25 protein-coding genes and 1 pseudogene are annotated in these 24108 nt (G+C 52.3%); 12 read left to right on the top strand and 14 right to left on the bottom strand.

Features of this window, described 5'->3' with window-relative positions; all coding sequences use genetic code 11:
* Positions 1 to 64: 64 nt before the first annotated feature.
* The 7 genes from tssD to OGV80_RS01500 form a co-directional block, all read right to left on the bottom strand.
* Positions 65 to 556: a type VI secretion system tube protein TssD gene (tssD, locus tag OGV80_RS01530; RefSeq protein WP_286513384.1), complete on the bottom strand. Its 492-nt coding sequence runs from the start codon at positions 554 to 556 to the stop codon at positions 65 to 67.
* Positions 557 to 1063, bottom strand: coding sequence for a hypothetical protein (locus tag OGV80_RS01525; RefSeq protein WP_286513381.1), 507 nt, complete (start codon positions 1061 to 1063; stop codon positions 557 to 559).
* Positions 1063 to 1425: a tlde1 domain-containing protein gene (locus OGV80_RS01520; protein ID WP_087857426.1), complete on the bottom strand. Its 363-nt coding sequence runs from the start codon at positions 1423 to 1425 to the stop codon at positions 1063 to 1065. Before OGV80_RS01520 ends, OGV80_RS01525 begins: the two co-directional genes overlap by 1 nt.
* A gap of 277 nt (positions 1426 to 1702) precedes the next feature.
* Entirely contained in the window at positions 1703 to 2767 is a 1065-nt protein-coding gene (locus OGV80_RS01515; protein ID WP_038636934.1) for a DUF2955 domain-containing protein, read from the bottom strand.
* Complete coding sequence (locus OGV80_RS01510; RefSeq protein ID WP_087052221.1) at positions 2757 to 3824, bottom strand: HlyD family secretion protein; 1068 nt, start codon at positions 3822 to 3824, stop codon at positions 2757 to 2759. Before OGV80_RS01510 ends, OGV80_RS01515 begins: the two co-directional genes overlap by 11 nt.
* A gap of 6 nt (positions 3825 to 3830) precedes the next feature.
* Positions 3831 to 4295, bottom strand: a complete 465-nt coding sequence (locus OGV80_RS01505) for a MarR family winged helix-turn-helix transcriptional regulator (protein WP_043018307.1) — start codon at positions 4293 to 4295, stop codon at positions 3831 to 3833.
* A gap of 145 nt (positions 4296 to 4440) precedes the next feature.
* Entirely contained in the window at positions 4441 to 4605 is a 165-nt protein-coding gene (locus OGV80_RS01500; RefSeq protein ID WP_008786105.1) for a DUF1127 domain-containing protein, read from the bottom strand.
* A 177-nt stretch (positions 4606 to 4782) separates the two neighbouring features.
* Here OGV80_RS01500 and OGV80_RS01495 point away from each other — a divergent pair, with 177 nt between their 5' ends.
* Positions 4783 to 6195 (top strand): aminotransferase-like domain-containing protein, encoded by a 1413-nt coding sequence (locus tag OGV80_RS01495; protein ID WP_080625766.1) that lies wholly within the window; start codon positions 4783 to 4785, stop codon positions 6193 to 6195.
* Positions 6196 to 6246: 51 nt separating this feature from the next.
* Here the strand turns inward: OGV80_RS01495 and OGV80_RS01490 are convergent.
* Positions 6247 to 6636 (bottom strand): annotated as a pseudogene (locus OGV80_RS01490) (Rpn/YhgA-type helix-turn-helix domain-containing protein); the annotation flags it as partial.
* A gap of 185 nt (positions 6637 to 6821) precedes the next feature.
* On the opposite strand from OGV80_RS01490, the gene OGV80_RS01485 reads away from it, so the two are divergent.
* The 3 genes from OGV80_RS01485 to mdtM all read left to right on the top strand — a co-directional run bounded on the left by OGV80_RS01485 (position 6822) and on the right by mdtM (position 9902).
* Positions 6822 to 7637, top strand: a complete 816-nt coding sequence (locus OGV80_RS01485; protein ID WP_080625768.1) for an AraC family transcriptional regulator — start codon at positions 6822 to 6824, stop codon at positions 7635 to 7637.
* Positions 7638 to 7685: 48 nt separating this feature from the next.
* A complete protein-coding gene (locus tag OGV80_RS01480; RefSeq protein WP_080625769.1) occupies positions 7686 to 8336 on the top strand; it encodes a LysE family translocator in 651 nt (216 codons plus the stop codon).
* Between the two features lie 324 nt (positions 8337 to 8660).
* On the top strand, positions 8661 to 9902 hold the full coding sequence (mdtM, locus tag OGV80_RS01475; protein ID WP_100193921.1) for a multidrug efflux MFS transporter MdtM: 1242 nt from the start codon (positions 8661 to 8663) through the stop codon (positions 9900 to 9902).
* An 80-nt stretch (positions 9903 to 9982) separates the two neighbouring features.
* Here mdtM and metC read toward each other — a convergent pair whose 3' ends face one another.
* Both metC and OGV80_RS01465 read right to left on the bottom strand, forming a co-directional pair.
* Positions 9983 to 11173, bottom strand: a complete 1191-nt coding sequence (gene metC / locus OGV80_RS01470; protein ID WP_043018301.1) for a cystathionine beta-lyase — start codon at positions 11171 to 11173, stop codon at positions 9983 to 9985.
* 30 nt (positions 11174 to 11203) lie between these two features.
* Positions 11204 to 12436, bottom strand: a complete 1233-nt coding sequence (locus tag OGV80_RS01465; RefSeq protein WP_043018300.1) for a dicarboxylate/amino acid:cation symporter — start codon at positions 12434 to 12436, stop codon at positions 11204 to 11206.
* A gap of 219 nt (positions 12437 to 12655) precedes the next feature.
* Between OGV80_RS01465 and OGV80_RS01460 the strand changes: the two genes are divergently transcribed.
* The 8 genes from OGV80_RS01460 (at position 12656) to OGV80_RS01425 (ending at position 19560) form a co-directional block, all read left to right on the top strand.
* The gene (locus OGV80_RS01460; RefSeq protein WP_003830068.1) at positions 12656 to 13582 is read left to right on the top strand and encodes a LysR family transcriptional regulator; all 927 of its coding nucleotides are present in this window, start codon (positions 12656 to 12658) and stop codon (positions 13580 to 13582) included.
* A gap of 75 nt (positions 13583 to 13657) precedes the next feature.
* Entirely contained in the window at positions 13658 to 14938 is a 1281-nt protein-coding gene (locus OGV80_RS01455; RefSeq protein ID WP_043018299.1) for a DUF445 domain-containing protein, read from the top strand.
* Positions 14939 to 14951: 13 nt separating this feature from the next.
* Positions 14952 to 15416 carry a GNAT family N-acetyltransferase gene (locus OGV80_RS01450; protein ID WP_043018298.1) on the top strand — a complete coding sequence of 155 codons (465 nt, stop codon included), beginning with the start codon at positions 14952 to 14954 and terminating at the stop codon, positions 15414 to 15416.
* Between the two features lie 94 nt (positions 15417 to 15510).
* Complete coding sequence (locus OGV80_RS01445) at positions 15511 to 16662, top strand: double-cubane-cluster-containing anaerobic reductase (protein WP_080625773.1); 1152 nt, start codon at positions 15511 to 15513, stop codon at positions 16660 to 16662.
* A 9-nt stretch (positions 16663 to 16671) separates the two neighbouring features.
* On the top strand, positions 16672 to 17439 hold the full coding sequence (gene yjiL / locus OGV80_RS01440) for a putative 2-hydroxyacyl-CoA dehydratase activator YjiL (protein WP_043018296.1): 768 nt from the start codon (positions 16672 to 16674) through the stop codon (positions 17437 to 17439).
* Positions 17436 to 17687: a putative Se/S carrier protein gene (locus OGV80_RS01435; protein ID WP_047406431.1), complete on the top strand. Its 252-nt coding sequence runs from the start codon at positions 17436 to 17438 to the stop codon at positions 17685 to 17687. The genes yjiL and OGV80_RS01435 overlap by 4 nt, the downstream gene beginning before the upstream one ends.
* A gap of 94 nt (positions 17688 to 17781) precedes the next feature.
* Positions 17782 to 18969, top strand: a complete 1188-nt coding sequence (locus OGV80_RS01430) for an MFS transporter (protein WP_220771574.1) — start codon at positions 17782 to 17784, stop codon at positions 18967 to 18969.
* A 189-nt stretch (positions 18970 to 19158) separates the two neighbouring features.
* Positions 19159 to 19560 carry a hypothetical protein gene (locus tag OGV80_RS01425; RefSeq protein WP_043018293.1) on the top strand — a complete coding sequence of 134 codons (402 nt, stop codon included), beginning with the start codon at positions 19159 to 19161 and terminating at the stop codon, positions 19558 to 19560.
* A 63-nt stretch (positions 19561 to 19623) separates the two neighbouring features.
* On the opposite strand, the gene OGV80_RS01420 is transcribed toward OGV80_RS01425, so the two are convergent.
* From OGV80_RS01420 to OGV80_RS01405, 4 genes are all read right to left on the bottom strand, one after another.
* Positions 19624 to 20631: a porin gene (locus OGV80_RS01420; RefSeq protein ID WP_043018292.1), complete on the bottom strand. Its 1008-nt coding sequence runs from the start codon at positions 20629 to 20631 to the stop codon at positions 19624 to 19626.
* Positions 20632 to 20809: 178 nt separating this feature from the next.
* A complete protein-coding gene (locus OGV80_RS01415) occupies positions 20810 to 21019 on the bottom strand; it encodes a hypothetical protein (RefSeq protein WP_043018291.1) in 210 nt (69 codons plus the stop codon).
* Between the two features lie 648 nt (positions 21020 to 21667).
* Positions 21668 to 22441 carry a Uxu operon transcriptional regulator gene (uxuR, locus tag OGV80_RS01410; protein WP_043018290.1) on the bottom strand — a complete coding sequence of 258 codons (774 nt, stop codon included), beginning with the start codon at positions 22439 to 22441 and terminating at the stop codon, positions 21668 to 21670.
* Positions 22442 to 22574: 133 nt separating this feature from the next.
* The gene (locus tag OGV80_RS01405) at positions 22575 to 24050 is read right to left on the bottom strand and encodes a fructuronate reductase (protein ID WP_087050965.1); all 1476 of its coding nucleotides are present in this window, start codon (positions 24048 to 24050) and stop codon (positions 22575 to 22577) included.
* Positions 24051 to 24108: the final 58 nt, after the last annotated feature.

Below are 24108 nucleotides of genomic sequence, written 5' to 3'. Positions count from 1 at the left end.
ATAAGCGCCGTGTATTGATTGCATTACGGCTCAGGGTGACATCATTTTATTCAGAGTCATTTACTCAAGACCCTATGCGATAATCCCAATCATCAGAGTGGACTATATTCCCATCATGATAGTGCCAGGTAATCTTCTTGTAGCGGAACTGAGCAAGTTCAAGATGGGTCTGTTTTTCGTAATAAGGATCTTTAACATCGTGCATCAGTGAAAAAATCGTAACGACTTTCAGATCTTCCAGGGTTATCGTGAAATAGACCTCTTCCTGACCAGCATCATTTATTCGATAGAGATCAATAGCCGCTTTCCTTAATGTTTCTCCGGTACTTAATGCTTTATACAAAAGCACACTAGAAGCATCAATTTCCTTTTCAATTAAAAATGGACGATGTTGACGTTTACTCAATACCCTTCCATTATGCAAGTCAGAGTTGTAACTCACATTATGATACAAACCTAAAACCTCGATCTGATTTTCACGGTCTTTTACCATCACACTACCTTTGATAACATTACCAGCATCATCGATTAGTGACATATATCCAGGGATAGCCATTTATAAATCCTTATTAAAGGGAACAGAATTTTCGACAGTATTTATCATGACCGCAATACACCGTTTCCCTTCTGCCGTTTTGATCTTATACATTTCCCTGATGGAGTTAACAAATAGCTTATTCATTTCGTCTTCTGACTCAGGGAAAGAGGAAAATGCACATATCTGCTCAATAGTCAGCAATGGTCTCTTATCGTTGAGAATAGCCAGAACACCGGCTGGATTATGTGGAATGGCTTCAGATACCGCCCCCTGCAAATCTTCCGCAGTACTGGCATCAACTCCGGGTTCCAAAGCACTTGCCACCGTTAACCAGCCATTATTACCTTTGCTAATTTCAGGAATAATATGGTTCCACCATTCTGATTCATTGTCATTATAAAGTGTGTGTACAACAGCATTTGCTCCTTTTTCATTTATCATCTGCAGAAGCTGAGGTGCAGTATGCTCTGCAGCGCAGGAGGCACCCGAAAGCATAAATAGAAAGAAGATAATAATAAATTTCATTATCTTACCACCAAAATTGTATCACCCGAATCGTAAATGGTTTGGCGCTTATCTTGTCCATTCATAATGATACACCCTGCAGATGCCGTTCCCGGTGGCTGCCCTTTTTTATCGCCATGAATTTCGAAATGATCTCTGCCAAAAGTATTGGTCCCTGCAATAGGTTCAAGGATGATAGCGGAGGGGCTTTTGTGATTATTCCATCCTGCAATAAAATAAATACCTCGAGGAATGGGACCCTTGTTACGTATGTGTTCACAGTTCGGTTTATCCTTTGATTCACCGGCACCACTGTAGCAATAAGCAATTAACTCACCGTTATGGCTCAGTATACCTGTCGATACTTTATATTCCCATGTCATTTGATTTTACACCCTTTAAAATATAATAATCACACTTATCATATTTAATCGTAAAATTAAGTTTATTCATAAGGTCACAATTATTAAAATTCAGAATATTTATAATTTATATTTTTTCATTCCTCGAACAAATAAACCATATTCTGAATAATTAGATAAAGGTGAAGCAGCAGGCAATCCGAAAAACGCCCGGTGGCGCTACCGCTTACCGGGCCTGGAAATTCTGCTTTCCGTAGGCCGGATAAGGCTTAGCCGCCATTCGGCACTGACTCCCCACTCACTCAGTAATCACAAACCGCGTCGCGGCAAAGCAGTTCAACACCCGGTGCACCAGAAACACCATGGTTAACGTTGCCACCAGCGCGACGGTGACGGAGGTGATGCGGTACAGATCGCTGAACACCAGGTCCTGATCCGGGTGCAGGTTCTGGCCAAACATAATGCCGATGGTGGTGATACTGGCAAACCCCACGCCCGCGCCGACTTTTTCCATTACGTGCAAGCGGGCGCTGAATGCCAGCCCAAGGCCAATCAGCGGCATCATCAGCACCATATGATTGCTGAAATCATAGATAAGCAACTGCACCAGCAGAATATACAGACAGGCCAGCACCACGCCGACCACACGCCAGATCGAGCTGATCACCGCGCCGCGATAGTGCATCGGAAACAGGATCAAAATGCCTGCCATCAGCGCCGACAGCGAATCACTCAAATCGCAGATCTGGAAGACCACAAAAATCATCGTCGCCACCGTGCCGGAAAGCAGCGATTCATGGCGCACCCGGGCGGCATCTTTCTCAATGCGCGGCGGTGGCTGGCGGGGTTCCACGTCCGGAATCAGATAATGCAGCAGCGCGCTCAGCGCCACCGCCATGACGCAGGCTTCCATATTGGAGAACATCAGCGTATGCCAGTTGGTGGTGGGATAGCTCATAAAGTTGAGCATCGTACTCTGGCATACCACGCCCATCGAACCGAGCAGAAACAGCGGGCCTTTGCTCATAAAACGAAAACGCATCACGTACAGGCCGAATACCACCAGCGTCATGATCAGCGGCCACTGTGAGAGATAACCAACGATTAGCACCATTTCGACACAGTTCACCGCTGCGCTGAACACGAACTGTGTTGCCACATGGCGGTTGAACACCGGCACCAGCGACAGCAGCATCAGCGGATAAACCACAAAAAATACGCCGTACTGCACGTTGTAGAATGTCGAGATACTCAGTGCGATTGTCCCGGCCACGGAGATACGCAGGGTCTGGCGAAAATCATTGGCGGTATAGACAATATTCCCGTGCGGCGTAAAGACGTGGGCCAGCGTGTTAATAGACATAATGCAGCCAACTGACGAGGTGGATCTGCGCCCCGGCAAAGGTGCGGGCGAACATCCCCTCGCTGTTATACAGCTGTACCGTGGCGCGCGCCCCGGTCGGTAACGGCGTGTCGAGCGGTTCGTTCAGCGCGACGTGAATGCGCATACGCTGGGCATCGCGCACCCAGCGGGTAGACTGTTCCGGTTGCGACAACTGGCCGTTCACCTGCTCCTGGCCCGCCAGAATACCGGCATCGCTGCTGGTAACGCGGGCAGAGAAAACCTTGCCCGGCATGGCGTCGAACACCACGGCGGCATCGGTATTTACCCGAGTGTGGCGCAGGCTTTTCTCGCGAAAGTCGGCCACGATATCGGTCTGGTGGCTGACCAGCGCCAGTAGCGGCGTGGCGGCGGTGGCGTAAAGTCCGGGGCTAAGCTGGAGATTGCTCACCGTACCGTCTGTCTGGGCATACACTTTGCTCCAGCCGAGGTTCAACTGCGCCTCTTCCAGCGCGTTACGGTATTTTTGCAGCGTCACGTTACGCTTGTCATCGCGCTCACCGCGCTGGATCAGCAGGTTCTGAATACTGGCATTGAGCGCCGCCACCGACTGCTCGCTGGTCTGCCAGGCGGTACGCACCTTGTCGAGATCGGATTGCGACACGTTCTGCATGGCACCCAGGCGCTGATAGCGATCAAGGGTGGTCTTATCGTTATGGGCGTTGAATTGCGCGGTGCGCAGGTTGGCGCGCGCGGAAGCTATCTGCGCATCCAGCTGTTGGTTGCTCAGCTTCGCCTGCTCAAGGGCGATTTGCGCAGCCTCGACCTTATTGATAAACGGCGTCGGATCCAGTTCGTACAGCAAATCGCCCTTCTTCACCTGGCTATTATTGTGTACATGCACCTGCGAGACGTAGCCGGAAACGCGTGAGGAAACAGGCGTTACCACGCGCATCACCGTGGAGTCCGGCGTCAGCGGGATCCAGATATCGGCAACGATAAACCAGGCGAATATTACCAGGAAAGCGGCAATACTCACCCTTACCCAACGGGCAAATTTTTGTTCTGGGGTCATCATAGTTTTTTAGTGTTGATTGTCTTCTTCGCGGATTGTCCGCAAATTGCAGGCGAGTTGATTTAAGGTCGCGCTGAAGGAGGCAAGCTCCGCTTCAGGAATGGTGCAGGTGACGCGATGTTGGTATGTCTCAATCACCCGGTTAAGTTCTTCAAGCCTTAAGCGGCCTTGCGCGGTTAGCGTTAGCAGGCGGATGCGTTTGTCATAAGGCGATGTGGAACGCAGCAGATACCCCTGCTTTTCCAGCTGTGAGAGGGTGCGCATCAGCGGCGGCAATTCAATGCCCTGCATTTGTGCCAGTTCGCTGACCGAGACGTTGTCTCCCAGTTGATACAGCTGCATCAGTACCGTCCAGCTGGACTGCGTCAGGCCAGTATCGGTGATGGCAGCATCAATAATGGCCCGCCACTGGCGCACCACCATTGCCATGCGCATTCCCATTGGTCGGCGGGCAAACAGTTCATCTTCAGTCATCTTACTTTCCCCTCATCGCTGAAAAGAAAATAATACTTATCAGGATAAGTATCAAGGAACAGGCTATCCAGAAGCATGAATTGATAAATACGGTGAATATAAAAAGGCCAGGAGATAACCCCCAGCCTCTGTCGATAAAAGAAAATCACTCCACCTGATCGCGTCGTAGCCCGACATCCCGCAGCCGCTCATCACTCATCTGTTGCAATACGCGCCGCGTTTGCGCCCGCAGCCGCCACGCCTTGTATGCCCGCCAGATCAATACAAACCCAATAAACGGCTGTTTTGCTTTATTCTCGTGAAATTCCATACCTTGCCTCCCCGCCTTGCCAGAGGCTTTATCTTCACGGATTTAGCCCAAAACAATACAGACTCACAAAGTACTTTTATTTAACATACAGATTGGTTAAAAAGAGTTCTGCATCGCTTTTTACACGCTAATCTGTACTGGTTTTTTAATCTGTATGGTACCCATGAGGGATACAGCATGACGCGTTACCAACATCTGGCCAATTTGCTGGCCGAACGCATTGAGCAGGGGCTGTATCGCCATGGCGAAAAACTGCCCTCGGTTCGCAGCCTGAGCCAGGAGCACGGGGTGAGCATCAGCACCGTCCAGCAGGCGTATCAGACGCTGGAACAGCGCCAGCTGATCACACCGCAGCCGCGTTCCGGTTATTTTGTCGCGCCACAAAAAGCGCAGCCGCCCGTGCCGCCGATGTCGCGCCCGGTGCAGCGTCCGGTCGAAATAACGCAATGGGATCAGGTGCTGGATATGCTAAAGGGCAACGCGGACAAATCGATAATCCCGTTTAGCAGCGGCGTGCCCGACATTGATCAACCCAGCCTGAAGCCGCTGTGGCGTGAACTCAGCCGCGTGGCGCAGCACAACCTGCGCGCGATACTTGGCTACGATGAAATCTCCGGATGCCGTGAACTACGTCAGCAGATTGCGCGACTGATGCTGGATGGCGGTTCGGTGGTCAATGCAGATGATATTGTGATCACCAGCGGCAGTCAGAGCGGAATGTCGCTGGCGCTGCTGACGGTCTGCCAGCCCGGAGACATTGTCGCCGTTGAATCGCCTGCCTATTACGGCACGATGCAGCTGCTGCGTGGCCTTGGGATCAAGGTGATTGAGATCCCAACCGATCCGGATACCGGGATCAGCATTGAAGCGCTGGAGCTGGCGCTGGATCAGTGGCCGATCAAAGGTGTGCTGCTGGTTCCCAACTGCAACAACCCTCTCGGATTCATTATGCCGGATGCGCGTAAGCGGGCAGTGCTCGCCCTCGCCCAGCGCCACGACATCGTTATTTTTGAAGACGATGTGTATGGCGAGCTGGCAACGGAGTACCCACGCCCGCGCACGATCCACTCCTGGGACAGCGACGGTCGGGTAATACTCTGCAGTTCGTTTACCAAATCCGTCGCCCCCGGACTGCGCGTGGGTTGGGTGGTGCCCGGTCGCTATTACAACAAGCTGCTGCACATGAAGTACGCCGTCATTGGCACTAACGTTCCTGCCACGCAACTGGCAGCGGCTTCCTTTGTGCGCGAAGGTCATTATCATCGGCATATCCGGCGTATGCGCCAGATTTATCAGCGCAATATGGAAATCTATACCTGCTGGGTACGGGAATACTTCCCCTGCGGGATCTGCGTCACCCGCCCGAAAGGCGGCTTTATGCTGTGGGTCGAACTGCCGCTCCAGGTCGATATGGTCTGCGTCGCTAAGCAGCTCTGTCGCCTGAAAATCCAGGTTGCGCCGGGTTCGCTGTTCTCCGCATCCGGAAAGTATCGCAACTGCGTGCGCATCAATTGTGCATTGCCGCCAAACGAGAAGCATCGGGAAGTGATGCAAAAGCTCGGCGAGGCGGTAAAAACGGCGATAGAGTAAACCGAAGCGCCCGGTGCTTCCGGGCAGGCGATTAGGCGGTTTAAGTCATCTCTAATGGCTTAAGCCCTGAATATCTTCAGCGGATAGCCGGGTAATTTTTTGTACCGTGCTGATATCAATGCCATCTGCCAGCATGGTGCGGGCAATACGCAGCGCCTCATCACGTCGTCCCTTTATCAGCCCTTCTTGTTTGCCTTCCTGTTTACCTTCCTGCTTGCCTTCAAGCCATCCTTTTTGAAATCCGGCCTCATGCAATCTGTCCGCAATCGTCATCAAATGCTCCTTATGTTGCGGTGAACGTTCGGCAACCCCACGAATAAACTCACTGAATCGAGGTGCATCGCCAGTTCGTAAAATATAATTAAACAGCGTCTTTATCTGGCTGTCATTAGTCAGTCCAGTAAGTAGCAGGGAAACAATTTGTTCAACCAATCCCATAAGAAAACCACATCCTCATCTGCAACTTTATCTCTTTGCGAGGCGATTTCCGGGATAAATACGTCCTTATGTAAAATCTGCATTTGTCTGGAACGCGTCCCGCAGAATCGCAACGCCAATGCACATTCCCACTTTTTCACCACTCGGCCTGTGCTATAACAAATCATCACTTTCATGGAGGACACGGTGTGATGCATACCCGGGATATTCCACAATCGTTCTGGCGTGATGAGCAGTTGCCGTGGCTGGAGCTGCGCAGCACCTGGCAAAGCCAGCAGGCCTATAAGCGTCATCACCACTCTCAGCTCTCGATTGGGGCAATTCTCGAGGGGGAAACGTGCTGTCTGTGCGATGGCGAAGAATACCATCTGCAGGTGGGCGATCTGATTGTGATCCCGCCGCTGGTGCCTCACAGCTGTAATCCCGTCAACGGGCAGTTTCGCAGCTACCACATGCTTTACCTTGATGCCCGGTGGTGTCTGGCTAATCTGGCTGTGCAGAACAACAATCAACTGCTTTGCACGCGTGCTCCCGTTATCCGCGATGCGCAAATATTCCAGCGTTATATGCACCTTGTGGCACTCGTGCCGCAACGGCAAACGACGCTAATAACAGATGCTGCACGAAAATTGCTGCACTCGCTGCCATTGCAGTCGGTAACACCAGAAAACCTAAGCGCCACCAGCCAGTATCTGCGCGAGCGCTTGCAGTCCAGCCTGCTCGCTCCGCCCTCACTCGATGAGCTGGCACATGAGTGTCACATACGTAAAGAGACGCTGATCCGTACTTTTAAGCAGGACACCGGGCTGACGCCGGGAAGTTATCTGAACATTCTGCGGATTGACTATGCCCGCCAGCGTCTGCGGGCTGGAGACGAGATTGCCGATGTCGGCTACCAGAGCGGGTTTGCCGACCAGAGCCATTTCCATCGAACTTTTGTTCGCTACACCGCAGCCACACCGCGCCAGTACGCGTTGGGACGATCAATATCAGACAATAATTAGCGCTGCGCCAGACGTACGGTGATCTCAGATTCATTCTCTGAGGTCGCTATGTCGTTGCTTACTGAACTTTTTCCTTCTGCTTTCCCCGCGCTGGCGCTGGCGCATTTTGTCGCATTGCTCAGCCCCGGACCGGACTTCTTTTTACTGGTCGGTTATGCCGTACGTTACCGGATGCGCGGCAGCGCCGGGCTGTGCGTGGGGATCGCTTTCGGCAACGGGCTGTATATCCTGCTGGCGATTATCGGTTGGGGGATCCTGCGCCAGCTTCCCCTGTTGTTTACGGTTATTGAACTGCTGGGTGCGCTCTATTTGTTGTGGATTGGCAGCCTGCTGATACGCAGCCGCCCGCAAACGCTGACCGGAGCGGACGCCCGGTCTACCTGTCCGGGATTTGGCAAACAGCTGCTGCTGGGATTGGGTTCATCATTGCTCAATCCCAAAAATGCACTGTTTTATCTGGCGCTGATGACCGCCCTGCTCGGCCCGTCGGTGACGCTGCTGCAACAAACCATGAGCGGGATCTGGATGACCAGCGTGGTCCTGTTTTGGGATCTGCTGATCGTGATGTTCATCGGTTTGCCGCAGATCCAGCGATGGTTAACCAGAGGGATATTGTGGGTAGAGCGTATCGCTGGGGGGGTATTGATTATCTTCGGTTGTGCCATCGCGCTGCGGTTTTTGCAGAGCATCGTAGTCTGATTTGCGCGGCGATTTTCTGCAAATAAACCGGATAAACTCGTTTAATTAATATCCAATCCGCATTACACTGCGGATGGTTATTACCCGTTCAACTTACTCTTCCTGAGGTGCGATGTGCTGATTGTTACCTGTAATCGTTACGTTTTCTGACCCCGCGTCAGTGAACGTATCTTCTGTTTGCGCTTCGCGCAGGCAGCGTTTTTGATTACATGAAATTCAGTACATTTGCAGTCTGCTTTATTCTGTCATCGGTCTGACGTCTCAAAGACGGTATTGAATTTCGCTATTCCCGTTGAGGGTTTTCTCCCGACAAGGAGCTGTTTTATGCAACGGATTCTCGCGTTTTTCTCCCAACGCGCCACAACGCTATTTTTTCCTGTCGCGTTGATTTTATATGACTTCGCCGCCTATCTGTCCACGGACCTGATCCAGCCCGGCATCATCAATGTGGTGCGTGATTTCAACGCCGACGTCAGCCTGGCGCCCGCTGCAGTGAGCCTTTATCTGGCGGGCGGCATGGCGCTGCAATGGCTGCTGGGGCCGCTTTCCGACCGGATTGGCCGTCGACCGGTGCTGATTGCGGGGGCGTTAATCTTTACGCTCGCCTGCGCTGCCACACTGTTCACCACCTCAATGACGCAATTTCTGGTCGCCCGATTTGTGCAGGGCACCAGCATCTGCTTTATCGCGACCGTTGGCTACGTCACGGTACAGGAGGCGTTTGGGCAGACGAAGGCCATTAAGTTGATGGCGATAATCACATCCATAGTGCTGGTGGCGCCGGTCATTGGCCCGCTCTCCGGGGCTGCGCTGATGCACTTTGTACACTGGAAGATCCTTTTTGCCATCATTGCCGCCATGGGGCTTTTCGCCTTGATTGGATTAGCGTTAGCCATGCCGGAAACCGTCCAGCGCGGCGCAGTGCCGTTCAGTGCACGCGGCGTACTGCGCGATTTCCGTGACGTTTTCCGTAATCGGGTGTTCCTGTCTGGCGCAGCCACGCTGTCGTTAAGCTATATCCCGATGATGAGCTGGGTAGCGGTCTCGCCGGTTATTCTGATCGACGCAGGCGGTATGAGCACAACGGAGTTTGCCTGGGCCCAGGCGCCGGTATTTGGCGCGGTGATCGTCGCCAATATGGTGGTTGTTCGTTTTGTGAAGGATCCGACCCGGCCGCACTTTATCTGGCGAGCGGTCCCCATTCAACTGAGCGGGCTGGCGGTGCTGATTGCCGGCAATTTACTGTGGCCGCACGTCTGGCTGTGGTCGGTGCTGGGAACCAGCCTGTATGCCTTTGGCATTGGAATGATTTTCCCCACGCTGTTCCGCTTTACGCTGTTTTCCAACAACTTACCGAAGGGTACGGTTTCGGCGTCGTTGAATATGGTGATCCTGACGGTAATGGCGGTTTCTGTCGAAATCGGACGCTGGCTGTGGTTTAACGGCGGCAGGATTTCATTTCATCTGCTGGCGGTTGTGGCGGGGATTGCTGTCGTGTTCACGCTGGCAGGTTTGCTCAAACGGGTACGCCAGCATGAGGTAACCACGTTAGCCACTGAAAACTAACCTGCCCGCTTATCCGGCCTGCAGAGTTGTAGTAGGCCGGATAAGGCGCTTGCGCCGCATCCGGCTACGAGCACGTCACCTTACGCAATGCGGGCAAATCCCGCGTCCAGATCGGCAATCAGGTCGTCGATATCCTCGAGGCCAATATGCACCCTGACCAGCGTACCGCTGAAATCCACCTCTCCTGCCGGGCGAATGCTGTTTAGCTCTTCCGGCTGATTAGCCAGAATGAGCGACTCAAATCCGCCCCACGAATAGGCCATATGGAACAGCGAGAAGTTATCGAGAAAATTCGCCATCTGTTCGTCGGTCAGTCTCTTTTTCAGCACAAACGAGAACAGGCCTGAGCTTCCGGTAAAGTCACGCTGAAAATACTCATGGCCCGGACATTCCGGTAATGCCGGATGATTCACCCGCGCCACTTCCGGCCTTGCCGACAGCCAGCGGGCAATATGGATGCTGCTCTCCTGATGCTGCTTAAGACGTACCGCCAGGGTGCGCAATCCGCGGCTGCCGTTGTAGGCCGTATCGGCGTCCAGCGTTTGCCCCATCAAATAGGAGTTTTCGCGCAGGCGATCCCAACACCGGGCGTTCGACACCGCCGTGCCCAGCATGCCGTCCGAATGACCGATGGTGTACTTCGTTCCCGCCTGAATGGAAATATCCACGCCATAATCCAGTGCTTTAAACAGCACGCCTGCCGCCCAGGTGTTATCGATCATAATGACAATCTCTGGATTCACCGCGCGGATAGCCTTCACCATCCCCGGCACATCCTGAACTTCCATAGTGACCGAACTCGGCGACTCGAGGAATACAACCTTCGTTTCCGGACGCAGAAGATCGACAATCCCAGCGCCAATCAGCGGATCGTAATACGTGGTTTCCACGTTGAATTTACTCAGGATCTTATTGCAAAAATCCTGAGTTGGCTCGTAGGCCGCGCCCGTCATCAGAATATGATCGCCACCCTGAACAAACGCCAGAATCGCGTTGGTCACCGCCGCAGCGCCGCACGGGTACAGCGCGCAGCCAACGCCGCCTTCCAGCTCGCTCATTGCCTTCTGAAAGGCAAAGTGGGTGTAGGTTCCGCGACGACCGTAAAACAGCTCGCCGTTCGCGCGATTGGCGGTGGCAAATTTCTTGTCCTTCACGGTATCAAATACCAGTGAAGAGGCGCGTTGGATAACCGGATTCACCGCTCCCTGGGTGTAGCGTTTGTCACGACCAGCAACAACCAGGTGCGTCTCAAGCTTCATTGCGTCTTTCATAACATCTCCTGTTCTTAATCCGTGTGAAACCTATACCACCGCAGCAGTAGAGTTTATTTCAGTGTTGGTCTGCTTTTTTCCAGCGAACCGTTCGACAATCTGCGCCGCATTCAAATCATGGATAACGTTGATCAGTGTGGCCGGCGCATCGGTAATCGTGCCCAGCACCACCAGCATCGGGATCGCTTCCATCGGCAGGCCGAGCGTGGTGACGATAAAGATTTCACCGAGGAATGCCCCGCCCGGTACGCCGCCGACAATAATGGCGGAGAGCACCGCGATCAGCATCGTCAGGAAGAAGGTCTCGGTGGTGAACTCCATGCCCAGCACGGAATAGATAAAGACAATTTTTAGCGCGGCAATCATCGCCACGCCGCCTTTATTCAGGTTCACCAGCAGCGGAATGGAGACATCAACGATTTCCGGGTTAATCCCCATCGCCTTACCGGCACGCAGCGTTACCGGCAGCGTCCCCAGCGAAGAGCAGGTCCCCAGCGCAGTGGCAGACGGCTCAATCGCATTACGCCAGAAGGCTCTGACCGCCGGAATACCGCCGCCAATATACGAATAGAGAATTGAGCCAAAAACAAAATAGACCAGCGTGGCGACCATAAACAGGCCGATAGCACGGGCAAAGGTTAACAGCAGCGCCGAGTCCTGACTGGCCATGGTGGCGGCGAAGTAGCAGCCCAGACCAATTGGCGCAACCTTCATAATGATCGACACGATCTTCATGATCACGGTATTGGCATCTTCCAGCAGCGACGCAATGCGTTTACCGGCCTGATCCGACTGGCCAATCGCCACACCGGCGATGATTGCCATCACGATCAGCGCCAGAATATTGGACTTAGAAAACAGTCCGATAAAGTCGCTGGTGGTGATCATACTGACAAAATCCATCTTGCCGCTGCCCGCCTGCACAGACTGCGAGAGATCGATAGTGACGCCCTGCGCCGGGTTATACCATAGCGCCAGCGCGACGATCCCGGCGGCCGGAATAAAGGCCATGGCGATCGAAACAATAAAGATTATCGCCATAATGCGCCCTAACCTTTTCAGGTCGGTCATACTGGCGATCGAAGACATGACGCTGATCCCCACCAGCGGCACAATAATCATAAATAACAGGTTTAAGAATATCTGACCTATTGGCTGGAGTTTACTTGCAAACGATGGGGCATAAATACCTAATAAGCCGCCAATCACCAGAGCAACTAATAAAATAATCGACGATCTGTAGGGTTCGAGTCGTGACCACATAATCGGTACCTTTAGAATAATAATTAATGAGATTAAATTCACAATGTGATGAGTTTCCGTTTCGCCTCCTTTTATTTTGTGACGTAACTCACCTAAGTTGTTATTTTTTCATTTTGCCAGCAAGTTGTTTCCTGTGATTCAATAGTTGCATGTTTAAAAGGCGAATGTAACGGCCTATTCGTACCGTTTTTGCAAATCACTTGTGAATTAAAGGAAACTATGAGTACGCCGATTTCACTCAAGCATCTGGAATTTTTTACTAAAATCGTCGACTGCGGAGGATTGTCAGAAGCCGCGGCGCAGCTCAATGTATCGCCGTCTGCGGTCAGCAAAAGCCTGGCCGCGATGGAAGACACGCTGGGCACGACATTAATTAAACGCACGACCCGCAGTATTACCCTGACCGACGCCGGGCAATATCTCTTCAACCGCGCTAATAAGCTTTTGAAAGAATTCGATGAAACGCTGAATACCACTTCCGGTTATTACCACAGCCCGCAGGGTGAATTACGCATAACCTGCTCAATTGCGTTTGGTTATTCCCGACTGGTGAACCTGGTGGATAAATATCGCTCCCAGTTTCCGGATGTGAATCTGTATATCGATCTCAACGATAACTTCGTGAATCTGAACGAAACGGATTTCGACATCGCCCTGCGCATCTCCACCGCACCGCCGCAGAACTATGCGATGCGCAAGCTGGTGCCAGTCCGTTGGGCGTACTGCGCTTCACCCGGCTACCTTGCCAAAAAAGGCATGCCCCAGCGCCGAAGCGACCTGGTCAACCATGATTGTCTGGTTTACCCAGGCCTCACGCCGGTGCTGAAGGTGGCGGATGAACAGGATCGCCTGCACCAGTTAAAACTGCATATGCCAATCCAGGCCAACAGCAGCCTGGTATTACTGAAGTCGGTGTTAGAAGATCAGGGAGTGGCGTATTTGCCTACCTATTTGATTGGCGATCATATTCAAAAAGAAGAGATAACGCCGCTGATGCTCGACGGCACCATCACCTGTGAAACTCACGCCCTGTATGCGCTGTACTTTCCCAGCAAGTACAGCAATCCGAAGGTGCGATCGTTTATCGATTTTCTGGTGGCGGAACTCGGCCCCTTGCCCGCCTGGGACAACTGGATCCCGGAGTAAGCTTTACCCATCTGAAAATGGGAGGCGCTCCACATTTTTTGCGCGATCCCCCCGTCTGGCTCTATCCTTAAGCCTATGAATAAAATTGCTGAACTCAAACGCGCCAAGCGGCTGGCGCTTTCATTGCTGCTGATTGCCGCCGCGACCTTCGTCATCACGCTGTTTCTGCCGCCTAACTTCTGGGTGCTGGGGATCAAAGCGATCGCCGAAGCGGCGATGGTCGGCGCGCTGGCGGACTGGTTTGCCGTGGTGGCGCTTTTTCGTCGGGTGCCGATCCCATTTATCTCGCAACATACGGCTATTATCCCGCGTAATAAGGACAGGATCGGCGAAAATCTCGGGCAATTTGTGCAGGAAAAATTTCTCGACACCCAGTCGCTGGTCGCGTTGATCCGCCGCCATGAACCGGCGCTGTTGATCGGCAACTGGTTCAGCCAGCCGGAAAACGCCCAGCGCATCGGCCAGCATCTGCTGCAAATTATGAGCGGTTTTCTCGAACTGACCGACGACTCGCGCATTCAGAGGCTGATCAAGCGGGCGGTACACAAGGCCATCGACAAGGTCGATCTCTCCGGTACCAGCGCGCTGATGCTGGAAAGCATGACTAAAAACAATCGCCATCAGGTGCTGCTCGACACGCTGATCGCCCAACTGATCGCCCTGCTCCAGCGCGACAGCTCGCGGGCATTTATCGCCAGACAGGTCGTGCATTGGCTGGAAACCGAACATCCGCTGAAAGCGAAGATCCTGCCGACCGAATGGCTGGGCGAGCACAGCGCCGAACTGGTGTCTGATGCCGTTAACTCCTTGCTGGATGACATCAGCCACGATCGTGCGCATCAGATCCGCCACGCCTTCGATCGCGCTACGTTTAAGCTCATCGATAAGCTCAAACACGATCCGGAGATGGCCGTGCGGGCCGAAAGCATGAAAAGCTATCTGAAGGAAGACGAAGCCTTCAACCGTTATCTTGGCGAACTGTGGGCAGACCTGCGCCAGTGGGTGAAAACCGACATAAACGCCGATGATTCGCGCGTGAAGCAGCGCATTGCCAGCGCCGGGCAGTGGTTCGGCGAAACGCTGGTTGCCGACAGCGCTCTGCGCGCCTCACTGAATGGGCATCTGGAGCAGGCCGCGCATAAAGTGGCGCCGGAGTTCGCCACTTTCCTGACGCGCCATATCAGCGACACGGTGAAAAGTTGGGATGCGCGCGATATGTCGCAGCAAATTGAGCTGAACATCGGTAAAGATTTGCAGTTTATCCGCGTCAACGGCACGCTGGTCGGCGGTTCTATTGGGCTGGTTTTATATCTGTTGTCGCAAATACCTTCCCTGCTGACGCTGGTGAATTTTTAAGGAGAAAAATTCAATGACAATCAACATCCGCATTTTTTCCCTGCGCGAGACGCCGGAAAAGCTGCACGAGGTCACCGCTTACTTTCAACAACAATGGGCCTCAGAAGACTCCATGAAGGTTTACGAGGATGCGTTGCACCGTTGTATTGGCGCAAAGAATCCGCTACCGCAGTGGTACTGGCTGCAGGACGGCGACAGCATTATTGGCTGCGCCGGATTGATCACCAATGATTTTATCAGTCGCGGCGAACTGTGGCCGTGGCTATGTGCGCTCTATATCGATCCTCACTACCGTGGACGCGGTCTGGCATTTCGCCTGATTGAACATATTGCCAGTCAGGCCAGACAACTGGGCTTTATGCAGCTCCATTTATGTACCGACCTGGAAGGGTTATACGAGAAAGCGGGATTTTACTTTGACGGGCCAGGCTATCACCCGTGGGGGGAAGTCTCGCGGGTCTACAGTCGTAACCTGTAAGCGTACAATTGTTGTACATCAATAAAGCCAGATAAATTACAGGGTTATAATGCGACGTCTTTTACTCTCTCCCGTGTTACGGGGAAGGAAAATCATGTCGCTAATCACCGATTTACCCGCCATTTTCAACCAGTTCTCCGACGCCCGTCAGAAAGGTTTTCTCACCGTAATGGATCTTAAAGAGCAGGGTATCCCGCTCGTTGGAACCTATTGCACCTTTATGCCGCAGGAGATAGCGATGGCGGCGGGCGCGGTAGTCGTTTCGCTATGCTCAACCTCTGATGAAACCATAGAAGAAGCCGAAAAAGATCTACCACGTAATCTGTGTCCGCTGATCAAAAGCAGCTACGGGTTTGGTAAAACTGATAAATGCCCGTACTTCTACTTCTCTGACCTCGTGGTGGGCGAAACGACCTGCGATGGTAAAAAGAAGATGTACGAGTACATGGCTGAATTTAAAGCGGTACATGTGATGCAACTGCCCAACAGCGCCAACGATGCGGCTTCGCGTGCGCTATGGAAAGCCGAGATCCTACGTCTGCAGCAGGCTGTCGAAGCCCGTTTTGGCACCCCGATTACCGAAGCTGCGCTACGTGAAGCCATCATTCTAAAAAATCAGGAGCGTCGCGCACTGGCGAATTTTTACCGCGTTGGCCAACTCAATCCACCCGCACTCAGCGGCAGTGACATTCTGAAAGTTGTTTACGGCGCAACCTTCCGCTTTGATAAAGAATCGTTGATCGACGAGCTTAATAGCATGGCCGAACGGGTACATCAGGAATGGCAGGCCGGGAAACGCCTGGCATCACGTCCACGCATACTGATAACCGGTTGCCCCATTGGCGGCGCGGCAGAAAAAGTGGTGCGTGCCATTGAAGAAAACGGCGGTTGGGTAGTGGGTTATGAAAACTGCACCGGCGCGAAAGCCACTGAGCAGTGCGTGGCGGAAACTGGCGACGTCTACGACGCACTGACCGATAAATACCTCGCCATCGGTTGCTCCTGTATTTCCCCTAACGATCAACGCCTGAAAATGCTTAGCCAAATGGTTGAAGAGTACCAGGCTGACGGCGTCGTCGATGTCATTTTACAGGCTTGCCACACTTACGCCGTTGAATCACTGGCCATTAAACGCCACGTCCGCCAGCAGCACAACATTCCCTACATCGCTATTGAAACCGATTACTCCAGCGCGGATATCGGCCAGCTTAGCACCCGTGTCGCCGCGTTCATTGAAATGTTGTGAGGAACAGGAATGAGATTCTCAATAGGGATCGATTCCGGCTCCACGGCGACGAAAGGTATTTTGCTGGAAAGGAACGTCATCAAACGTCGCTTCCTCTGCCCAACGCCTTTTCGCCCTGCCGAAGCGATCGCGCAGGCATGGGAAACGCTGCAGGCCGGGCTGGACGATAAACCATTTTTAACCCTCACAGGCTACGGACGGCAGCTCGTGGATTATGCCGACAAACAGGTCACTGAAATTTCCTGCCACGGGCTGGGGGCACGCTTGCTGGCTCCCGGTACCCGCACAGTGATTGATATCGGCGGTCAGGACAGTAAAGTCATCCAGTTAGATGATGATGGCAACCTCAGCGATTTTTTGATGAACGACAAATGTGCGGCAGGGACCGGGCGATTTCTGGAAGTCATCTCACGTACGCTCGGCGCCAGCGTAGATCAGTTGGATGCGATCACCGCTGGCGTCGAACCACATGCCATCACCAGCATGTGTACGGTTTTTGCCGAGTCTGAGGTCATCAGCCTGCGCTCTGCGGGTGTCGCGCCGGAGGCAATTTTAGCTGGCGTAATCAACGCGATGGCCAGACGCAGCGCAAACTTCATCGGGCGGCTTTCTGCACAGGCTCCACTGTTATTTACCGGCGGGGTAAGCCACAGTCGCGCCTTTGCTCGTATGCTCGAAGGCCACGTGGGTATTCCCGTGCACACGCATCCCGACGCGCAGTTTGCCGGGGCAATTGGGGCCGCGTTAATTGGTCAACGTCAGGGGAAACGTGAGTGAAGGAAGCCCTGTTCTTGTTTCACACTACTCTCGGCGTCATCAAAACGCGTAAAGCGCTACAGGCTGCAGGTATTTGCTTTCGGGTGGCCGATATTCCCCGCGAGCTACGCGGTGGCTGCGGGCTGTGTATTTACATCGACTGCGTTGCTGGCGAGGAGAATGAGTGGGTAATTGCGGGTCATACCGAATCTATCTACCGCCTTGAAAACGGAGACTGGCGCTGCATTGCCACTTTCCCTCCTTCCTGAACGCGCGAGGGCACTGCGTTTTATTTTACTTTTCATTATCATTTACGCATGTAATATAACAATTATCAGATAGCAGCGTGAAATGAGAGCCCGTATGTCCCAGGAAAGCCCAGATTCAAATCGTCATGCTATCAGCGTCGCGCTGTTTGGCATGCTGGTCTTAACGCTGGGTATGGGAATTGGGCGCTTTCTGTATACGCCAATGCTCCCGGTGCTGCTGTCGGAAGGTCAGTTCACATTTGACCAGCTTTCCTGGATTGCCAGCGCCAACTACTCTGGGTATCTGGCAGGAAGCCTGCTCTTCTCCTTCGGGCTCTTTCATCTTCCCTCACGCTTACGCCCGATGTTGCTAACGTCCGCGCTCGCTACTGCGGGGTTGATTCTGGCGATGGCAAGCTTTACGCAGCCCGCGCTGGTGATGTTGATCCGTTTTCTGGCGGGCGTCGCCAGTGCAGGTATGATGATCTTTGGCTCAATGATCGTTCTGCATCATACCCGGCATCCCTTCGTGATCGCGGCGTTGTTCTCCGGCGTTGGCGCAGGCATTTTGCTGGGCAATGAATATGTCATTAGCGGTCTGCATTTTGCGCTGTCATCGCACACCCTCTGGCTGGGCGCAGCGGCAGCGTCAGCTCTGTTCTTTGTCCTACTGGTTATACTCCTGCCATCTCGCGATCATGCCCTCCCCGCCGCGGCGCCGGTAAAAACGGAACATCAGCCGATGTCCTGGTGGCTGCTGGCGCTGCTGTACGGGTTGGCCGGATTTGGCTACATCATTGTCGCCACCTATCTACCGCTAATGGCGAAAAGCGCCGGTTCGCCGCTGCTGACTGCCCATCTCTGGTCGCTGGTCGGCATATCGATAATTCCAGGTTGTTTCGCCTGGCTGTGGGCCGCCCGACGCTGGGGAGTTTTGCAATGCCTGACGGCGAATTTGCTGATTCAAAGCGCCTGCGTGGTGATGACGCTCGCCAGCGACTCCTTGCTGCTGCTGGTGATAAGCAGCGTGGGGTTTGGCGCAACGTTTATGGGGACCACTTCACTGGTGATGCCGCTCGCCCGTCAACTTAGCGTCCCGCGTAATATTAATCTGCTGGGCCTGGTCACTCTGACTTACGGCATTGGACAAATACTCGGGCCGTTATTAACCAGCCTGCTGGGAAGCGGCGCACAGGCGATCGTTAACGCCACGCTGTGCGGCGCCGTCGCGTTGTTCATTGCGGCGCTTATCAGCCTGATGCAATTATATAAACAGCGTTTCGCTTCGCCCAAAAGGGTATAATCAATAGCCTCTAAACAAATATATTCGGATTAATCCGCAATTAAATGTCAACATTTAATAAACCGCAAATAATCGGTAATTACCCGCCAGACAATTTATAATTCCCGGCTGTTCATTTATAAACTCAATTTAAAATGCGTAAAAATGGACATATTAATTCAACATCAACACCATCGTCGGGAAAAGTACATGTCGTGGTTTAAAAAAATACTGCTGGGGTTAATTATTTTGGCTGGTTTAATTGGCACGCTAAAGGATTATAAAGACTTTGGCCTGTTTGGCGCACTAGGATTGTTTATTATCTTCCTGTTAACAACGACTTTCTTATGGCAATGGGCTTCTGGCAGGCTACCGGAGATAACCAGGTTACAGGCCGTATTTATTTTACTGGCCAGCGCGGTAGCCTCTATTTTTGTTATCAATATGGCCATTGCCGGAAATTTGCATGTGGATTTAATGGAAGTCATGCGCGTAACTATTACGCATAATCCGCTTTTTTATCTGATCCTCTGCGTGGTCGCATGGGTAAAAGTGGGCATCTGGCAATGGCTGTTTAGCGGTGTACAGCAGGAAGAGAGTCAGCCGGTTTAAACGCCGACAGAGGTAAAAAAGGCGTCTTAACTAAGACGCCTTTTTGCAGATCAGAACAAAAACTTAGAACTGATAGGTCAGACCCGCAACAACCTGGTTGTCGCCATCAGCGCCATCGAGCAGGTTAATTTTGTAACCCACATCAGCCACGATGTTTTTGTTGAAGTAGTAGTCTGTACCCAGCGCTACGTATTCGGTCAGGTCATTATTGTTGTTATCACGCGCGTGGACGTAAGCCACGTTCGGACGCAGACCAAAATCAAACACATACGCAGCCATCGCTTCAAAGTGCTCAGCTTTGTCCGCATCCTGAATCAGGTTGTGGGACTCGCCGTACATGGTCGCGACGTAGATAGCGTTAGCATCATATTTCAGACCCGCGCCCCAGAACTCTGCGTTTTCACCTTCCCAGCCGCTTCGTTTCTGCTGAGCCGTCACCGCGTTGGTGGTGTAAGCCGCAATGGCAGATACGCCGGAATCCGCGATGTTGTCATAGCCCAGCGAGAAGCCGTAGCCATTACCGTGCTGTTTTGCCGGGTTAGCGTTAGAGTCATCCTGACCCTGATATTGCGCGCCGACGCTCAGACCATCAACGGCACCAAACAGATTTTTGGTGCGGAGTGTTGCAACGCCAGAAGTGCGTGTAGTAAGGAAGCGGTCAGTATCTTCATAGGAGTCACCGCCGAACTCTGAAAGAGTGTCAGTGTAAGCTCCCACGTCGTAAGCGATACCGTAGTTACGACCGTAGTCAAAGCTAACGTCATGGCCATAATCCAGGCCAGCAAACGCCAGACGTGTATTGACGCCATTCTGAGAACCTTCTGCTTTAGAGGCATCAAACTGACTTTCAAATTGGCCATAACCGGTCAGTTGATCGTTGATTTGTGTCTCACCGCGAAAACCCAGACGCGCGTAGGTACCATCGGCATCGGTGCCGTCAGTCCAGGAATGGACCGCTTTTACTTTGCCGTACAGATCCAGTTTGTTGCCATCTTTATTATAAATTTCCGCTGCATGAACGGAGGTTACCCCTAATGCCATTACAGCTAATGCCACTACTGACTTTTTCATGTTATTACTCACTTTTAATTGTGAATTTTGCTATCAACTTTGTTATGAAGGCAGAATACCCGCATAAAAAAGCCCCCTATGGAAAAGGGGAAAGCCTCTAACACACCAATGAAGGCAATAATAAAGTGGCAAGACACATATCATTTAGGGTTTTAAATAAAACCCGAACAGAGAGTAATTACTTGGATTCTTCGTTTACGCTCTCATTAACAGAGCGATACAACATTAATGCTTCGGCAATAATATCTTGTTTACTTTTACGGGTTTCAAATGCCAGCGTTCGTACATATTCCCACAGAGAGGTATCGACACGGGCACTTAAAAGAACCATATCTTTTGATCGGGTTCCCCTGGCTTTTCTAATATCAGGGTAATCTCGAGAGGGCATTGTCATCTCCTGAACGCAAACACACTTATGGCGATGAAATATGCAGTCAGTGTAAAAACAAGTCAACGGCAAAATACAGTCACAATAGTAATGAAACTGTTAATAAAGCTCAGATAAATGGAACGTTATTTCAAGTGAAAGATAACTTGTTTATAGAATAATGTGTAATTATTACTTTACATATATTCGTTTTTATTCATTTGATTAAAAAGGCTTGAGCCATTGACAAAAACCATGACCACAAATCAAAACATCATTACAGCCAATAAGTTACATACCGTTATTAATGTCTACATTTGCGTGAAGCGTTTGTTTTTACGCACTGTAATGCCCAACTGTCTCGCCCTGAAAGCTTTGGAAATTAGTTTGATTCTCACTTAACACAGGCGCATTTTGTCTAAAAATAAGCACGTAAAGGTAAAAATAAGGTAAATAACGCATTTTTTCGCATGCAAAAATAAGTTATTTTTAATTGATATAAATCAATTTGTACCGTACAGAGGCGCAGGAAAAATCATCATCTGAGGCAATGGAAACAATTTTTTACGTGACGTTCATGACGTGAAAAGAATGTTTGTTACGCGCTACATTCTTGTGCGGAAAAGCGTCGCGCGGGCCGCTACAGCCCGCGTGGGAGAGGAAGGAAAATCAGGCGTTAACTTTATCCAGAGGCCAGGACTCGAACAGATAGCCATCAAAATCAATGTCATCAACATTGGAAAACTCCAGCAGGCGTTGTTTGACGTTTTCCAGATGCTGCCACATTGCCAGCTTGGCCGCACGGGCATCTTTTTTGATTAATGCCGCCAGGATCTGCTTGTGGTCGCCCATCCACTCTTTACGATAGTGAGTATCGTCGAGGTGACTATGAAGCTGGATCCACATCGGGTTGTTCTCGCGCCACTGCCATGACTGGCGAAACAGCTCCACCAGCATGCTGTTATGCGTAGCTTCAGCGATGGCGAGATGGAACTGCATGTCACCGCTTTCAGAGCCGTTAGGCTCGCTGGACGCCAGCTCACGCTCTTCCAGCTGTAACGCCTGGCGCATTTTGACGATATCTTCACGGGTAGCCTGCAGCGCGGCAAATTCGGCGATATTGCTTTCCAGCAACTGTCGCGCCTGCAGCAGCTCAAACGGGCCCGCATCATTGCAATGATTGACATCCGTACTGTCGATAGCCTGCGCATCCGCATTGTCGAGCACGTAGATCCCGGCGCCGCGGCGTACATCCACCAGCCCCTTAATTTCCAGCATGATTAACGCTTCGCGAACCACCGTGCGAGTGACGTTGAGCATCTCGGCAATCTCACGTTCCGGTGGCAAACGCTCACCGGGCTGGTACGGTGTCTGGACAATCAGATCGCGGATCATGGCACCCACTTCCTGGTAGGGTCTTTGTTGAGAAGTGTTCGATTTCATCGTGTTATGTCCGTCAGAAGCGTGTAATCAGATACGGTGAATAGGTATCGAACTATAGCATTTGCGGCAAGTCAAAAACAGAAAACGGGTCAACCAAATCAGTATTTTGATTGACCCGTCATAGTTCGGGGAATTAAGCGTCAGCGCTTAACGCGGCAACACACTCACGCGCGCCCAGCTCGCACAGTTGTTGATACATGGCGATAATCGTCTCAACAAAGTCGGCGTTTTCCGCCAGATCGTGACCAAAGATGCCGCTCAGCCCCAGTAGCGCCGTCACGCGTTCGGCCCCCTGATACTGTTGGTTTATACGCTGGAATTCAGCCAGCATGGGGTCAACAACATCAATAACCTGTCCCTGTTCATCCACGCCATGGGTGTAGCGCATCCAACCCGCCACGCCCAGCGCCAGGTGACGCCAGCCGCTGGCGTTTTGCAGGTGCAGACGCACAGGATCCAGCAGACGCTGCGGCAATTTCTGGCTGCCGTCCATCGCAATCTGCCATGTGCGGTGGCGCAGAGAGGGGTTGCTGAAACGTTCGATCAGCAGCGTCGCATAGGCATTGAGATCGGTGCCTTCCGGCATCGACAGCGTCGGCGCTTGCTCCTGCATCATCAGCGCGAACGCCGCTTTGCGGTACGCCGGGTTGGTCATGGTATCAGCGATAGTTTCATAGCCGCCGAGATAGCCCAGATACGCGAGGAATGAGTGGCTGCCGTTTAGCATGCGCAGTTTCATCATTTCAAACGGCACCACGTCGGCAACGAACTGTGCGCCAACTTTGTCCCAGTCAGGACGACCGTTAACAAAGTTGTCTTCAATCACCCACTGGCGGAACGGCTCGCAGGCGATAGCGCACGGGTCGTAAACGCCCAACTGGTCGGCAATCTCTTGCAACGTTTCTGGCGTCGCCGCCGGAACAATGCGGTCGACCATAGTGCACGGGAAAGTGGCATTTGCTTCAATCCACTGCGCCAGTTGCGGGTCGCGCGCCTGCGCCAGGCCCAGCACCGCGACTTTCGCCACATGACCATTTTCACGTACGTTATCGCAGGACATCACGGTAAAGGCCGCCAGCCCTTGCTCACGACGCAGATGCAGCGCCTGTACGATGTAACCAATCGCCGACTTCGGCGTGGTCGGATTTGCCAGATCGTGTTTAATCAGTGGGTTATTGAGATCTAACTGACCGCTGGCGGCATCGGTGCAGTAACCTTTTTCCGTGACCGTCAGCGAGACAATTGCCGTCTGCGGGCGTGCCATAGCCTGTAAAATACCGTCACAGCCGTCAAGATCCGGGTGCAGCGCTTCTTTCATCGAGCCGATCACTTTCAGCACGGTGTTGTCCGCGCCTTTTTCCGCCACGGTATACAGCAGTTGTTGCTTGCGCAGGTTTTCAATCAGTACGCAGTCATTACCCGGCATCAGGTTAACTTCACAGATACCCCAGTCGCTGTCGGTGGTTTCCAGCAGATGGTGGGTGTACAGCGCCTGATGCGCGCGGTGAAAAGCGCCGCATCCGAGGTGAACAATGCGGGATTGCAGGCGCGAGCTGTCCCATGCTGGGCGCGCAACCGGCAGGTTGCTATTGGCAATTGTCGTTGTCATCGTGAACTCCAGAACCCGTTGAAAGACCAACGGAAGAGAAAAGAAAAACGCCGGTCAG

The sequence above is a fragment of the Citrobacter sp. Ce119 genome, assembly GCF_030334525.1.
Classification (GTDB): Bacteria; Pseudomonadota; Gammaproteobacteria; order Enterobacterales; family Enterobacteriaceae; genus Citrobacter; species Citrobacter europaeus.
This window is presented reverse-complemented; position numbering and strand designations above follow the sequence as displayed.